Raw genomic sequence first — 15,739 nt, 5'->3', positions numbered from 1 at the left:
CTCGAATTTGACGCGGATTGTTTCGCGCCGCTGCTCGAACACTGCGGCGCGATGGCGATCGTCGATCTCGAAACCACGGGCCTGCCCGCGGATTCGTCGGCGGAGATTCTCGAGTTCGGTGTCCTCACTTTCGATCTTGCCGGCTCGGGTAGCGATCCGCAGAACCTGTTCGGAGGGATCTCCGAGGCCGCTCCGCTGGCGAGAGTCGAGGTTCGTGCGCTCGACGGACTAATTCGCCCGCGACTGCCCCTGCCGAGCGAAATTCGACGTCTCACGGGTTTGCGAGATCGCGACGTCGAAGCAGCAAAGCGTCTCAATGAAGTTCGCTATCGCGTAGCCGCCGCCCTCGAAGGCAGGGTGTTGATCGCACACAACGCGGAGTTCGAGCGCAGCTTCCTCACGCGCTACGTCTCGAAAGAGTTCAAGAACGCTGTCTTCCTCGACACCCAGGACCTGCTTGCGCTGACCCATCCAGACGCGCCCGATCTGCGCTTGGCTTCCTTTACTCGCTTGTTGCTCGAGCGCGAAGAACGTCATCGCGCCCTCGCCGACGCCCTCGACACCGGGCGAGTGCTGGCCGCGATTGCGTCCGGCGCAGAGCGGGGAGAGGAACGTTACCTGGTAGCGCGCCGCGCCCTGGATCGGTACGCACCCGACTCGCCCTGGTTGCGTTTGTTGCGTGGTCCCTTGATCACGGATCCAGACCTCCCACCCGATCAGTTCATCCAGATCGCGCCGTCGAACCACGAACCCGTTCCTTTCGACGAAGACGCGATCGCCAGTGTGCTGGCGGACGAAGCGCGGGGGCGGGAGTACTTCCCGGGCTACCGGGTTCGCAAGGAACAGATCGAACTCGCGCGCCACTTCGTTCGCAACTTCGAAAGCTGCGGCACGCTGCTCCTGGAAGGCGGAACCGGTGTCGGGAAGTCACTCGCTTACCTCGCCGCGGCAATTCCCTTTGCGCTTTCGCGGCGCAGGACTGGAGAGCGCGGGCCGGTGGTGATCTCGACGCGCACGAAACTCCTCCAGGACCAGTTGTTGCGCAAGGACATTGCGGCGGCCGCGCGATTTTTCGGCTATCCGGAGTTGCGCGCGCTTTCAATCAAGGGCCGCGGGAACTATGCGTGCGAACGTCGGCTGACCGACGTATTGGACGAAGGGCGCGAGATGGGTTCATTCCCGGAAGAGCGTTACGCCTATGCGGTCCTGTTGGCTTGCGCGCGCACGCGACCCTACGCCGAGATTGGCGATCTCCCCGCGGCCCTGTTGCATCGCTATCCCAACTTGCGCGAACTGAAGTCGCGGTCGGTGGCGAGGCGGTCCGAACACTGCAGCCGCGAGGAGTGTGGCAAGACGCCGGGATGTCCCTTCGGCGCCCGGCGCGCTGCGCTGTCCCGCGCGGATCTGGTGGTCGCAAATCACGATCTCCTGCTTCGCTGGCCCAACGACTACCCGACATTTTCGCATGTAGTCGCGGACGAAGCCCACGAAGTCGCGGGAGTTGCGGACGACGTATACGCCCAACTGATCAGCCCCGACGAAGTGCTGGAACGCATTGACGAAATTTTCGGGCGCCCCTCAGATCGGGGCGAAGAGCCGCTTCTGCCGCTTCGCTTGCGAAAGCAAGTCGCGGTCGATGTCGTGGCCTGGCGTCGCGAGATCGATCTCGATTTCATTGGCCTGGGAAAATCCGTGACGGGACTCGCAAGCGAGTATGGAGAGTTGCAGCTGCCGCTAGATCCCGACCGCATCTACCCGGAGGCCGCGGAGTTTGCCCGGCTCGCGGCGCAGCACATCGACGGCATCGCCCGGCAAGCCGATCTCCTCGCGGTGCAACGCGACGCTGCGGACTACGCCTTTCACTCTCCCGCGAAAAACGAAGATCGTGGCGACGACGACGACGATCCGGTCAAGCGCGCAATCGGCGAGCTTCGCGACGCCGCCGACGGGCTGCGCACCGCCTTTGCGGGATCACCGGATTACGTTTCGTCTTTCGAGTCGCTCGGACGTTCGCAACAACGCTTTCGCCTGCTGATCCGCCCCGTCTCGCCAGCGGATTCATATCATGCGAGCTTCATGGATCCACTCGATTCGTTCGCAGCGGTATCCGCCAGCCTCTTCATCGCTGGAGATGCTTTCGCGTCCCTCGGAGAACTCGAAATCGATGAACGCGGAGGTGAAAAGATCCAGCGAGTCGCGGTCGAAAGCCCGTTTCCCTATGGCGAGAACATGCGCGTCGTGGCACTCAAGCCGGTCGAGGATACGACCTCCGAAACTGCCGCGGTGCTCGCGGTCCTGGCCAAAGAACTCACCGGGCGGACCTTGGGTTTGTTCACCAGCCTGAAGCGTATGCACGAGGTCGCGGCGTTGCTCGATACGGCTCTCGAAGGAACGGGCATCGAAATCCTCACGCCGCGTTACGCAGTCGACGACCCGGCGGCGCTGGTGGAGCGCTTTGCCAAGTCCCGGAGTGGGGCCGTGCTGCTCGGGGCTCGAACCTTCTGGCAGGGACTCGACCTCCCCGGTGACGTGTTGCAAGCGGTCGTGATCGAAAAGCTGCCGTTCGAGGTCCCGACTGAACTGCGCAAGCGGCGGGAGCTTCGGATTCGAGAATCGGGCGGGGACCCGTTCAGTCGGGCGTCGCTGGGGAAAATGCTGCTGCACCTCAAGCAAATGTCCGGCCGTTTGATCCGCAGCGAAACTGACCGCGGGATCACGGTGATCGTGGATGCGCGAACCGACCGAGCCTACTTTCGGCGCCTGAAAGACGCTTTCCCCAGGGGCACAAAAATCCGGGCGATTCGGCGCCACCAGCTCCCGTCGGTGCTGGCGGAGATCAAATTGGGCCAAGGCTCGCCCCTTTGAGGATTTCCCTTGCTCTTCGCCCCGCTGATCAATTATCCCCCGGGGACACAGGAAATTTCCGGTCGGTGGTGGTAGGCTCCCCCGAACACCCGCGACGAGCGGGTCGGCGGAGGGGTTCGTTCCGCATCGCCCACTATACAAACGGTTTGTTGCCCCAGGGTTTTGCACGTGAATGGCGAAGCCCTGTCTAATTATCTGGCTAGCTTCTGAGTTCGCTGAGCCACTGAAACATGGCGTGGATACTCCCCGTAGTTGAAAAACCGTGACTCTGAGTCCACCTACGGACCAAAGTCGTAGCGAGCCCTCTAGGGGGTCGCTGGAGTAAGTTGTTGAGTCTCTATCTACATGGATTGGGTCATTTCCATCCAGAAAACGAAATCACCAATCAATTTCTCGAATCCCTGGACATTGGGACCAACGAGGATTGGATCATGGATAGAGTGGGAATTCGCTCCCGCCGGACCTCGCTCCCGCTGGACTATCTCCGTGACACCCTCAACCGGGACCCCAGGGTCGGGATGGAGGCCGCCGAGTATTCGAACGCCGAAATGGGGCGGCGCGCCGCCGCGATGGCGATGGAACGGGCAGGGGTTGGCGCCGACCAGATTGGGATGGTGATTGCGGGTGGCTGCGCACCAGATTTTGCGATCCCCGCCGAATCCGCGCGCATGGCAAATCTGCTGGGCATCGAAGCCCCATGTCTGGACATCGCATCCGCTTGTACGAGCTTCTTTGCTGCGATCCAGGTGATTTCGATGATGGATCCGCAGAAGCTTCCGGAGTTTGTTCTCGTCGTGGCGAGTGAGGTGATGACGCGCACGGTCGACTACAGCGATCGAAACAGCGCCGTTTTGTGGGGAGACGCTGCGGCTGCCGCGGTGATCTCGGCGCGGGTTCCCGGGCGCGCGACGATCACGGGAAGCAACCTCGAATCAAATCCTTCGGGGCACGGCAAGGTCGTCATCCCGCGTCTCGGATTCTTCGATCAAGAAGGTCGCTCGGTTCAGCTGTTTGCCATCAAGAGGACGATCTCCGGCTTGCAACAGCTCCAGAGCGAATTTGTCGCAAATGACCGCAACTTCCACTTTGTCGGCCATCAAGCGAATCTGCGGATGCTCGAAAACGTCTGTCGCAAGTGCGACATTAAGGAAGAGTTTCATCACTTCAACGTGGACTGGTACGGCAACACCGGTGCCGCCAGTGGAGTTTCGGTGGTTTCCATGAATTGGGACAAGTGGCTTCCCAAAGACGACATTGCACTTGTCGGTGTTGGCTCGGGCCTGACCTGGGGACGCTATCTGGTACGCATGTCCGAGGGGACGAACGCGTGAATGGCCAACTGACCTACGAGGCCTTCATGGGCCGCGATCATTTTTCAAAGGACGAGTTACTCGCCTTTGCATACGGTCGTCTGGTGAAGGATCCACCCGAAACTCTGCGAACCCGGCTGCCAGCTCCGCCGATGATGATGTTCGAGCGAATTACCTTGATCGAAGCCGACAAGGCGCGCGGCCGCATCGTGGCCGAGTGCGATGTGAAACTCGACGACTGGTTTTTTCACTGCCATTTCGACGGCGACCCGGTTCAGCCCGGCTGTCTCGGGCTCGACGCGGTGTGGCAGTTGCTCGGCTTCTACTGCGCCTGGCGCGGAGGACCCGGATCGGGTCGCGCCCTCGGAGTGGGGGAAGTCGAATTCCTGGGACAGATTCGCCCCCACGACAAGTTGGTGCGCTACGAGGTCGACGTTCGCCGCTACACCCTGCTCAGCAAGCAAGGAGCATCACTGGTGGTGGGCGATGCTCGAGTGTTGGTCGACGGAGAAGAGATTTACGTGATCAAGAAAGCTCGGGTCGGCACGTTTACCGGCATCGCCTATACCGACTATCCACTCTCCTCTGAGAATGCACACGGCGGAAGGAACGACCGATGAGTGAAGCCCTGGTAGCGCTCGTGACCGGTGGAGCCACCGGCATTGGGGCGGCGTGTTGCAGGAAGTTGGCTGCCGAGGGCTTTCGAGTCGGTATCCACTATCGCTCGAGCGAGGAGAAGGCACAGAAGCTGCTGGCCGAACTACCGGATAGTTTTTGTCTGCGTGCCGACTTGTCCGATTCAACCGCCATCGACGGGATGATCAAGGAACTCAAACAGACGGCGGGCCGGGTCGATGTGCTGGTGAACAACGCCGGTTTCAACGTCAACGCGCCGATACTCGCGATGAATCTCGAGCAGTACGATTCGGTGACCGCGTTGGCTCGGAGTACCTGGTATCTCTCGAAGTTGATCTTGCGGCGCTTCATGCTGCGCCAGGGGTCGGGCCGCATCGTGAACATTTCGAGCGTGGTCGGCCACACCGGGAATCCCGGACAGGTCCCGTATACGATGGTAAAGGCGGGTCTCGACGCGTTTACCAAGTCCCTCGCCCAGGAACTCGCGGGACGTGACATCCTCGTCAATTCAGTGGCACCGGGTTTCATCGAAACAGAGATGACCGATGATTTGCCCGACGAGGTCAAGCAGAGCATTCTCGCGCGGATTCCGCAGGGACGAATGGGGACGGCCGCGGAAGTTGCGGACGTGGTTGCCTTTCTCGCGACCCGGGCAAGTTATATCAACGGCACCGTAGTGCATGTAAATGGGGGCATGTACGGTGGTTGATCTGTTGACCCATGAAGAGGTGCTCGCCAGAGTTCCCCAAAGAGAACCGTTTCGCTTCATCGACGAGATCATTGAAATCGACAGCGAACACATCATCGCGCGGTACACCTTTCGCGAAGACGCTGACTTCTACCGCGGGCATTTCCCCGGCAACCCCATAACCCCCGGTGTGATCCTGGTGGAATCCATGGTCCAGGCCGCGGTGGTGGCATTTGGTATCTATCTGTACGCCGCTGAATTTTCTGCGGAAGAGGTCAAGGACCTCCTCACCATTTTCACGGATGCCAACGTGGATTTTTCGGGAATCGTCAAGCCAGGGGATCGCGTGACGACAACGGCACGCAAGATGTTTTTCCGTCGCAAGAAGCTCCGCAGCGAAGCCGAAATGAGACTCGACGACGGCACCCTGGTGTGTTCGGGTGTGCTGTCCGGGATGGGAATTCCAAGATGAGGAGAGTAGTAGTCACAGGACTCGGTGTGATTGCCCCGAACGGCAATGGCGTCCGCGAATTCGAAATGGCCCTGCGTAAAGGACGTTCTGGAATTCGCTTTCAGCAAGTCATGGCTGACGCGAAGTTTGGCTGTCACGTGGCGGGCACGCCTGTCGGTGTGGACGAACTCGCAGCTGCGACCTTTGGCGAAGACGAGCTGATGGCGATGAACATGAGCCATCGCTATGCGAGCCTGGCGTCGATCGAAGCCTGGACGAGTGCGGGCCTCGAGGTTCCCGGTCCAGACAGTGATACTGATTGGGATTCTGGCGCCATCTTGGGCACGGGCATCGGCGGTATGGACACGACGGCAGAAAAGGTCGTGCCCCTGACCAATCAGAAGAAGGTGCGTCGCCTGGGGTCGACCGCGGTAGAGCAGGTGATGGCGAGCGGGATTTCAGCCCGGGTTTCGGGGCAACTCGCTCTCGGCAATCAAGTGACGACGAACTCGAGCGCCTGCAGTACCGGAACCGAGGCCATCTCGATGGGCTACGAACGCATTCGCCTGGGACTCGCCGAACGCATGCTCTGCGGCGGAGCCGAAGCCGCAAGTCACTATATCTGGGCGGGCTTCGACTCGATGCGGGTCTTGTCTCGCAAGTACAACGACGAGCCCGAAAAGGCGTCTCGGCCCATGAGTGCAAGTGCCGCGGGTTTCGTACCCGGCTCGGGAGCCGGGGTCGTGTTGCTCGAGAGCCTCGAAAGTGCGGAAGCGCGGGGCGCCGAGGTCTTCGCCGAGATACTCGGTTCTGCAGTCAATTGCGGGGGCCACCGTGGTGGCGGCAGTATGACGGCGCCCAACCCCGAAAGCGTCCGGCGCTGCATTCGAGCCGCACTCGCCGATTCGAAGATCGACGGCAGTCAGGTGGACGCGATCAACGGTCACCTCACCGCAACCGGGGCAGATCCGAAGGAGATGGCGTCCTGGTCTCGGGGACTCTCGCGAGCACCTGACGACTTTCCGATGATCACCGCGACCAAGTCCCTGATAGGTCACGCGCTCGGAGCCGCTGGAGGCATCGAATCCGTCGCCTCGATTTTGATGTTGAAAGGCGGTTTTCTGCAGCCGGCGATCAACTGCGAAGACGTGCACCCAGAAATTCAGCCCTTCGCAGCGTCCATTCCGCACCAGGGCGGTGAAATGTCCAATCTCGAAATCTTGGTCAAAGCGGGCTTCGGGTTCGGAGACGTCAATGCATGTCTGATTCTCAAGAAATGGCACGACTGAAATCCGGCACAGGGTCTGGAGTGTTGTTCCTTTTCAAGTAATTGTTGTTTACAAGTAATGTTACAAGCATGATGACAAGCAGTTTCAAAGGGGGAAATCATGGAGCAGTCGGAAGTACTTGAAGGCGTGGTGAAAATCCTGACGCCGTGGGTGAAGAACCAGGATGCGCTTGCCGCAGTCTCGATGGATACGAACATCCTCGAAGACCTGAAGGTGAACTCTGCAAGGCTGGTGGATGTCGTGATCGCGTTTGAGGACGAGTTCAACATCGAAATCGACGACGAAGACGTCGATACCGTGAATACGGTCGGCGACGCGGTAAACCTGATCGTCTCCAAGCTGAACTGAAATATTCTCGGCCAGGGGGGTACCGAGTGAGTAACTCGACGCCACCAAGCGTTCCTCGCCAAATTCGCATTCGACACGCGGTCCAACGAGAAATCGGGCGACTGATCGGTCCGCTTTGGATTCCGCCGTTTGTATTCATGCTGCGGTTCGTGATGGGCTATCGGATCGCCGACGTCAGCGCTCTGCGGGCTGAATACCGGAGACTGAGGGAGGAGTCCGACGCTCCTCTTTTGATCTGCCCCAATCATTTGACGTTGATTGATTCGATGATCATCTCCTGGGCGATCGTGCCGTGGTGGCGCTATGCGGTGCATTTTGACGAACTTCCCTGGAACACCCCGGAGCGAAAGAACTTTGCCCGGACGGGCCTCACACGGATTCTGGTCTTCATCGCGAAGTGTATTCCGATTTCTCGCGGCGGCGAGCGGTCAGCAGTCGCGATCGTGCTCGCTCGCGTGATCCATCTACTCAACCGCGGCGAGGTCGCGATGTTGTTTCCGGAAGGCGGAAGAAGTCGCAGTGGTCGAGTCACTTCCGATTCGATCGCCTGGGGTGTGGGGCGCATCATCGCCGCGGCTCCGGGTTGCCGAGTGCTTTGTATTTACATGCGGGGAGACACCCAGGAGTCATGGGGCAGCGTCCCCAACATGGGAGATCGTATTTCCATCAGCATGGAATGTTTCGAACCGAAGTCCGACAGCAAGGGTGCCCGGCGTTCGCGAGATCTTGCTTCCCAGGTAGTGACCCGGCTTTCAAAAATGGAAGAGGCCTATTTCGATGGTCGGAAATGACATCGTAGATCTTCGCGACCCCGATTCAGATGCAACCAGCTATCGGAGCCGGTTCGACGAGCGGGTGTTCAGTCCGAGCGAACGTCGGTCGATCGACCGCGCACCCTCGTCCGAACACCAACGGTGGCGCTTATGGGCCGCCAAGGAAGCGAGCTACAAGCTCGTGCGCAAGTACGACAGCTCGACCGTATTCTCGCCGCGAGCATTTGCGGTGGACTGCGATGAAGACAACACGACGAACCCCGCCCAGGTACCAACCCAGGTACAACACGACAAGCTGACCTGCTTTGTCGAGTTTGATGAGACACCAGAGCGCATTCACGCCATCGCGGTGCCGGCGCCCAACGACTTCGCCCTTGTGCTCTGGGGCATTGATACAATCGACTCGGCGGCGACGTCCGACTGCGAAAGCAGGGCGGTACGCGATCTGGCCTGCGACGCGATCTCTCGACGTTTCGATTACTCGCGGGATCAGCTCGAAATTCGCAAAACTGCGCATCGGATACCGAGGCTCTATTATCGCCAGGGGCAGCTAGATCTCAGCGTCTCGCTTTCTCACCACGGCAGCTGGCTTGCCTTTGCGTGTTGCACAGGAGAAGGTCGCGGTGCCTGAATTCCGAAGACTCGCCATCGTCAATCGCGGAGAAGCTGCGCTCCGGTGCATTCGCGCCGTGAAGAGTCTGCGCCTGCAAGAGGGAATCGAACTAGAGGTCATCGCCCTCTATACCGAGCCCGATCGAGATGCACCCTTTGTGCGACAGGCCGATCGCGCCTACGCGTTGTCGAACAACGCGGGGGCTGTGGCGGCCTATCTGGACCACGACGGCCTGATTGCGGCGCTCAAACGTGTCGAAGCCGACGCGGTATGGCCCGGTTGGGGTTTCGTCGCCGAATCTCCGGAATTCGTTGATCGCGTCACCGAAGCGGGCATGGTTTTTCTCGGCCCGACATCTCTGGCGATGCGAGAGTTGGGAGACAAGATCACTTCAAAGCGTCTCGCCGAAGAAGCGGGGGTCCCCGTCTCGCCCTGGAGCGGCGGTGTGCTCAGCGACGAAAACGATGCCCTCGAACATGCGAAGCGAATCGGCTTCCCAGTCGTGATCAAGGCGACTGCGGGTGGCGGTGGGCGTGGCATTCGCATGGTAGATCGCGAAGAAGACATCGCCGAAGCCTTCCGTTCCGCGGCCTCTGAGGCCAAAGGTGCGTTTGGTGACGACCGGCTCTTCTTGGAGAAGAAGATCGAGGACGGTCGCCATATCGAAGTGCAGATCGTCGCAGATCTTCACCGCAACGTCATTGCGGTGGGGTCTCGCGACTGCTCGGTCCAGCGGCGCCATCAGAAAGTGCTCGAAGAAGCACCGCCCCCGGATCTCTCCGCAAAGGTTCGCAAGGAAATCGAGCGGGCTGCGGTGCATCTCGTCACGCATGTTTCCTATTCGGGGGTCGGAACCGTAGAGTTCTTGCTCGCGGGAGATAAGTTTTTCTTTCTCGAGGTGAACCCTCGCTTGCAGGTCGAACACGGGATCACCGAAGAGATCACCGGCATTGATCTGGTGCAGCTTCAGATCAAGATCGCTCGGGGAGAATCGATCAAGTCGCTCGTGATTGCCGAGCGCGGCGTCGCGATCGAAGCCCGCTTGTGCGCGGAAGATCCAGACCAGGGTTTCCTGCCGTCACCGGGAAAGATCGTTCGCTTCGAGCCTCCGATGGGTTCGGGGCTGCGGATCGATTCCGGCGTGGTTGCCGGCAGTACGGTTCCACCCGACTTTGATTCGCTGGTGACCAAGGTGATCGCGGTCGGGAAAGATCGCGACGATGCCCGCGCGCGCCTCGTCTGCGCGCTGTTGGACATGGAGTTGGTGATCCAGGGGGGCGCGACCAATCGGGGTTACCTGCTGGAACTCCTGGACAGCAAGGCGTATCGCGCCGGTGCGGTCGATACCGGCTGGCTCGACCGCCGCGGCCAAGAGGCAGAGGAAACATTCGAGGGTGACCAGGATCCCCTGGCTCAGGATTCACTGGTCGTGGCCGCAATCCTGGCCTACCAGCGCCGCCGCGCCGCCGCTCGACTCAACTTCTATTCAGACGTATCGCGCATTTCCCCCGAGCGAATTCCGGCATCCCGGGGTCAACAGATCGACGTGAGTTGTGACGGTGAGAGTTATCGCGCCATGGTCTATGCCACCGGCGCCTGGCGCTATCGGGTCCACCTCGATGGACGTGTGGTCGGTGCCTACATGCGCGAAGAGGGAGACAACCGCGCGCGACTCGAGATCGACGATCGCGTGCGTCGTATTCTCTACGACGCTTCGGATCTGAGACTGCGAATCGAGATCGACGGTCACCCCTTTCGCTACGACTGGCAGACCGCCGGACAAGTGCTCGCGGGAACGCCGGCCATGGTGGTCTCCATCCAGGTGGTCGAAGGCGATGAGGTCAAGGCGGGTGACGCGCTGGGACTGGTCGAAGCCATGAAGATGGAGATCGGTTTCCAGGCACCGGTCTCGGGTGTGGTAACCGAAGTCAGAGTTCGCCCCGGCCAGCAGGTGAGCGCTGGCGATGTCCTGCTGGTAATCGATCCCACGAATGGCGATGGCGAAACGGAAACAAAGAGCCGACGCGCCACCCTGCCCGAGCAGATCGACCCGCTCGCCCTGCTCTTCAGGCGGCTAGACGAAAAGCCTCTGGGTGAACCGGATTTGATCACCGCCGATCACGCCGACCGTACCTCGCGCAAGGCCGCGATCCAGGCGGTGCTCGAAGAGGTCCGGCGTGTCGTGCTCGGATTTGACGCGAACCCCGCGCGCAGCGAAAGCCTGGTCGCGTTGCTCGAGGCGCCAATCCCAGAGGGAGTTTCGAAGGGATTCCTCGAGCAGATGTCGAAGATCCGCTACGCGTTGGCGACCTTCGTCGATACCGAAGAAATGTTCATCACCGCGCCACGGGCATCACTGTCCGGGGATTTCGGGCCTTCGAACGCGGCGCGCTTCCGCATGTTCATCCGCAGATTGCGGGCGTCTGGAGCGGGTATCGCCGAGGAGTTCCTCGATCTTCTGCGCCGCGCTCTCGAACACTACGGAGTCCATCAACTCGACCCCAGTGACGCACTCGAACGCGCGGTGTTGCGTCTGTTTGCCTCTCAAGTCGAGACCGAGCTGCGCCTGCGACTGGTTCTGGCGGTGATCCGACAATTGATCGCGTTGTCGGAAGCGGGCATCGACTTCGAAAAGGATCCCCAGCTCTCGGGGGCACTCATTCGAATTACCCGCATGCGGGGTCGCCTCTCCGATACGCTTTCTGACGCCGCTCTCGAAGCCAACTACGTGTTGTTCGACAAGCGCGAGGTCGAGCGCCAGGCCGACCAGCGTTCGAAAGATCTCGAAGCGTTTTTGCGCAAGAGTGAAACCGGGCCCGTCGAGCCCTCGGCCAATGTCATGCTCGAAGTCGCGGCGGCGGCCAAACGTGTATTCGATCGGGTGGGGAACTGGATCACGGCAGCGGATCCGAGCTTACGTGAGATCGCCCTGGCGGCCCACGTGCAGCGGGTCTACTCGCCGGCGGTTCCAATCAATCGCAGCTTTCTGAAGTCCGACGGTTTTCGCGTCTTGTGCTTCGAATACCCGGACATCGGTTTGGTGTTCGCGGGTTCGTCCGTCGATGACGACGATCCGATCGCGGTCATCGAGGCGCTGCAGGCCGCAACCCGGCGAGTGCTTGCAAAATCCAAGAAGTCCATGGCGTATTCGATCGAATTCATGGCTTCGCTTTCGGACAAAAACGAAATCGAAAACCTGGTCAAGCGCGTGGTTGCATACGTGGACAAGGTCGAGATGCCCTGTCGGTTGACTTTGGGATTGATCCACGACACAGGGCACGACATCTTCAAAACTTTTGAGTCCAGTAACGGAGCGGGTTACGTGTTGAATCCCCGCTATCTCGATCTGCATCCGGAAACGGCGATCCGCATCAACCTCGATCGCCTGAAAAACTTTGATCTCGACCGTCTACACAGCGAGGAGGGGATCTACACCTTCTATGGCCGAGCTCGAGACGAAGAAGGAGACGAGCGGATCTTCGTGCTCGCCGACGCACGGGATCGCGCTCCCGGGGTCACGCCCGACGTTGAAGATCGCATCCCCGCCTTCGTCCGGGTCTTTCATCGGGCCGCCCGCAGCTTGCGCACGGTGCTACAGACTCGCGATCCCCGGCGCCGTCTGCAGTGGAATCGCATTGCGGTTTCCGTGACACCCGCGATCTTCCTCGATCGCGAGACCGCGGCGCGTCTGGCTCGACGTCTGCTGCCCGCGACCCGGCATCTCGGCCTCGAGAAGGTCACGGTCCGTTTGAGTGTGCTCGATCGCGACACCCCCGACAGGGACGCGATACCGATCGAGATCGTATTCACCGACACGGGGCCGCAGATGGAAATTTCCTGGCGCGAACCCCACGACGAGCCATTGCTGCCCGCCGGTGACTACGAACGCAAAGTGGTGAGCGCGCGCCGGCGTCGACAAATTTTCCCGTATGAAATCATCAGCATGCTGACTTCGGATGTGCGAGGCGTCTCGGACGAAGTCCCTGAGGATGTCCCTCATCCCCGCCGTCGAAATAAAACAATCTCGAGCACTTCCCGGGGCAGCTTTGAAGAGTACGAGCTCGACCCACGGTCGGAGGCACCCAAGGCCGTGGCGGTCGTGCGCCCTCCGGGTCAGAACGTCTCCGCGGTGGTGTTTGGGGTGATCTCGACCCCCACCGACAAGATGCCAGAGGGGATGAAGCGAGTCCTTGTGCTTTCGGATCCAACCCGCGGCATGGGAGCACTTGCGGTCGGCGAGTGTGACCGACTCGTTGCCGCCCTCGACCTCGCCAATGATCTGAATGTTCCGCTCGAATGGGTGCCGGTTTCGAGCGGGGCCAAGATCGCGATGGACAGTGGAACCGAGAACCTCGACGCCACTGCCCGGGTGGTCCGTCGCATTGTCCAGTTCACCCAGGGTGGCGGTGAGATCAACCTCATCGTCCAGGGGATAAACATCGGAGCCCAGAGCTATTTCGATGCGCTGGCAACCATGTTGATGAATACGCGCGGCGCGCTCATCATGACGCCGAGATCGGCGATGGTGTTGACCGGTCGCGCGGCCCTCGAGGCGGCGGGCTCGGTTTCGGCGGAAGACGAAGAAGCGATCGGGGGCTTCGAACGCATCATGGGCCCCAATGGTCAGGCGCAGTACTACGCGCGCAACCTCGCCGACGCATACCTGACGTTGTTCGAGTACTACCGCTATAGCTACATCGCGCCGGGAGAAACGCGCGTTCGCCCATTCCCCACCAACGATCCAACAGAGCGATCAGTCTGCGAGTTCCCGTTGACACCCGAAGAAGGGTTCGACTTCAAGACGGTCGGCGAAATCTTCGACGACAAGACCAATCCCGGTCGCAAGCGGCCCTTCGATATGCGCTCGGTCATGGCGTCGGTGATCGACCAGGACGGAGGTCATCTCGAACGTTGGCGCCAGATGGTCGGGGCGGAGACCGCAATCGTCTGGGATGCCCATCTGGGCGGCATTTCGATCACGATGATCGGAATTGAAAGCCACAGCATTCCCCGGGATGGCTACCGACCGTTTGACGGACCCGAAGCCTGGACCGGTGGAACCCTGTTCCCCTTGTCCTCCAAGAAAGTCGCCCGGGCCATCAGAGCCGCGAGCGGCCGGCGGCCTGTGGTGATGCTCGCCAATTTGTCGGGTTTCGATGGCTCTCCCGAATCGCTGCGCAAACTACAACTCGAATACGGCGCCGAAATCGCGAGCGCGGTCGTCAATTTCGAGGGCCCAATCCTCTTCCAGGTCATCTCGCGCTACCACGGTGGCGCCTACGTGGTTTTCTCTCAGGAGCTCAACGATTCGCTGCGCGCGTTCGCACTCTCTGGATCCTATGCGTCGGTGATCGGCGGGGGACCCGCGGCCAAGGTGGTGTTCGCGCGCGATGTTCGAGTGCGTACCCTCGCGGACGAGCGCGTCGTGCGTTGCGAGCGTGTGCTGCGGCGCGATGGGACCCAGCAGGCCCGCGAGGCGCTCAATGCGATGATTGCGGACGTCACCCTGGAGAAGCAAGCCGCGATCGCCGCCGAATTTGACGAAATCCACAGCGTTGAGCGCGCCCGAGATGTGGGTTCGCTCGAACGCATCATCGAACCGAGCGCGATGCGAGAAACACTGATTCGCGAACTACAGAGCATGCTCGACTAGCACGCTCGATGATCTTCTTGAGGATCGAAACCATGTCCGCACACCAGACCGGTCGCGCAGGCGACATCATTCTCCTCGAGGGCATCGAGATTCCATGCTCGCTCGGCGTGACCGAGGCAGAACGGAAGATGCGCCGGCCGGTACGACTGGATCTCGAACTCGGCTTCGATCTCAGCGGCGCCGGCCGCACGGACGATCTCACAAAAACCATCGACTACGGAGAAATTTACGAAGTGGTGGCCAAGGTCGTGGGCGGTCCAGATCATCAGCTCGTCGAAGCACTGGGCGAGCGAATCGCGGATGCGCTGTTTGAAAGCTTTCCGATCGACAGCGTGCGATTGACAGTGAGAAAGTCGAAGCCGATCGCCGGTGTGCTCGACTGGGGGGGAATTCGGATCACCCGACTTCGCAATCCCCAAGAACGTTGACCATACTGGGTGCCGTAGTTCCGTCCATTCCCCTCGGTACCAGCAGGGAGCGCGGTTCATGCGCGAGTTTTTCGATCGTGCGCTCGGGGTCGCGCTTCGCGCACTCTTGATCGGAATCGGCAACCTGCCGCCGAGAGTCGCGCGCGAGTCGTGCGCCGCCCTGGCTTCTTTCTATGCGCGCCTTGGCGGCCCGAGGATTGCGATCGCGCGGATCAACCTGGCGCTTGCCTTTCCGGACAAGAGCGGCGAGACCCGCGATCGGATCTTGCTCGAGAGCTTCGCAAACCTCGGGCGTAGCTTCGCCGAAGTTTGCCTGATGCACGCAGACAAGACCGGCGCGTTGTTCGACCTGGTTTCGATCGAGGGCCGCAAGAATCTCGCGCTGGCACAAGAGCGCTCGGGCCAGCCCGGCGCCTTGATCGTCACGGCCCATTTTGGCTCGTGGGAGTTCTGCGCCGCGGCACTCGCGCATCAAGGGCTTCCCGTGAGCGCGGTGCAACATGGATTCAAAAACCCGCATCTCGACAAGATCGTCACGGATTGGCGTCAACGGGCCGGGCTCGAAACGATCAGCATGGGGGGTGCTTCGCTCGGACTATTCCGTGCGCTGGCCCGTGGGCGCTACGTCGCGCTCTTAATGGATCAAAACGCAAGCGAGGAGGAAGGGGTGCTGGCGGACTTCTTC

At 60.7% G+C, this 15,739-nt stretch carries 12 protein-coding genes; all 12 read left to right on the top strand.

Annotated features, from left to right (window positions below):
- Positions 1-51 precede the first annotated feature (51 nt).
- The gene (locus tag IH881_05355) at positions 52-2,865 is read left to right on the top strand and encodes a hypothetical protein (protein MCH7867103.1); all 2,814 of its coding nucleotides are present in this window, start codon (positions 52-54) and stop codon (positions 2,863-2,865) included.
- A gap of 329 nt (positions 2,866-3,194) precedes the next feature.
- The gene (locus IH881_05350) at positions 3,195-4,196 is read left to right on the top strand and encodes a ketoacyl-ACP synthase III (protein ID MCH7867102.1); all 1,002 of its coding nucleotides are present in this window, start codon (positions 3,195-3,197) and stop codon (positions 4,194-4,196) included.
- Between the two features lie 26 nt (positions 4,197-4,222).
- Positions 4,223-4,795 carry a bifunctional 3-hydroxydecanoyl-ACP dehydratase/trans-2-decenoyl-ACP isomerase gene (fabA, locus tag IH881_05345; protein MCH7867101.1) on the top strand — a complete coding sequence of 191 codons (573 nt, stop codon included), beginning with the start codon at positions 4,223-4,225 and terminating at the stop codon, positions 4,793-4,795.
- On the top strand, positions 4,792-5,520 hold the full coding sequence (locus IH881_05340) for a 3-oxoacyl-ACP reductase FabG (protein MCH7867100.1): 729 nt from the start codon (positions 4,792-4,794) through the stop codon (positions 5,518-5,520). Before fabA ends, IH881_05340 begins: the two co-directional genes overlap by 4 nt.
- A complete protein-coding gene (locus tag IH881_05335) occupies positions 5,498-5,971 on the top strand; it encodes a beta-hydroxyacyl-ACP dehydratase (protein MCH7867099.1) in 474 nt (157 codons plus the stop codon). Before IH881_05340 ends, IH881_05335 begins: the two co-directional genes overlap by 23 nt.
- Complete coding sequence (locus tag IH881_05330) at positions 5,968-7,239, top strand: beta-ketoacyl-[acyl-carrier-protein] synthase family protein (GenBank protein ID MCH7867098.1); 1,272 nt, start codon at positions 5,968-5,970, stop codon at positions 7,237-7,239. The genes IH881_05335 and IH881_05330 overlap by 4 nt, the downstream gene beginning before the upstream one ends.
- Positions 7,240-7,338: 99 nt before the next feature.
- Entirely contained in the window at positions 7,339-7,587 is a 249-nt protein-coding gene (locus IH881_05325) for an acyl carrier protein (GenBank protein ID MCH7867097.1), read from the top strand.
- Between the two features lie 26 nt (positions 7,588-7,613).
- Positions 7,614-8,378, top strand: a complete 765-nt coding sequence (locus IH881_05320) for a 1-acyl-sn-glycerol-3-phosphate acyltransferase (GenBank protein MCH7867096.1) — start codon at positions 7,614-7,616, stop codon at positions 8,376-8,378.
- Complete coding sequence (locus tag IH881_05315; protein MCH7867095.1) at positions 8,365-8,991, top strand: 4-phosphopantetheinyl transferase family protein; 627 nt, start codon at positions 8,365-8,367, stop codon at positions 8,989-8,991. The genes IH881_05320 and IH881_05315 overlap by 14 nt, the downstream gene beginning before the upstream one ends.
- A complete protein-coding gene (locus IH881_05310) occupies positions 8,984-14,626 on the top strand; it encodes a biotin/lipoyl-binding protein (GenBank protein MCH7867094.1) in 5,643 nt (1,880 codons plus the stop codon). The genes IH881_05315 and IH881_05310 overlap by 8 nt, the downstream gene beginning before the upstream one ends.
- 32 nt (positions 14,627-14,658) lie before the next feature.
- The gene (folB, locus tag IH881_05305; protein MCH7867093.1) at positions 14,659-15,054 is read left to right on the top strand and encodes a dihydroneopterin aldolase; all 396 of its coding nucleotides are present in this window, start codon (positions 14,659-14,661) and stop codon (positions 15,052-15,054) included.
- A gap of 58 nt (positions 15,055-15,112) precedes the next feature.
- The coding region (locus IH881_05300; GenBank protein MCH7867092.1) for a hypothetical protein at positions 15,113-15,739 on the top strand (627 nt) is incomplete at its 3' end.

This window comes from Myxococcales bacterium (assembly GCA_022563535.1).
GTDB lineage: Bacteria > Myxococcota_A > UBA9160 > UBA9160 > UBA4427 > DUBZ01.
This window is presented reverse-complemented; position numbering and strand designations above follow the sequence as displayed.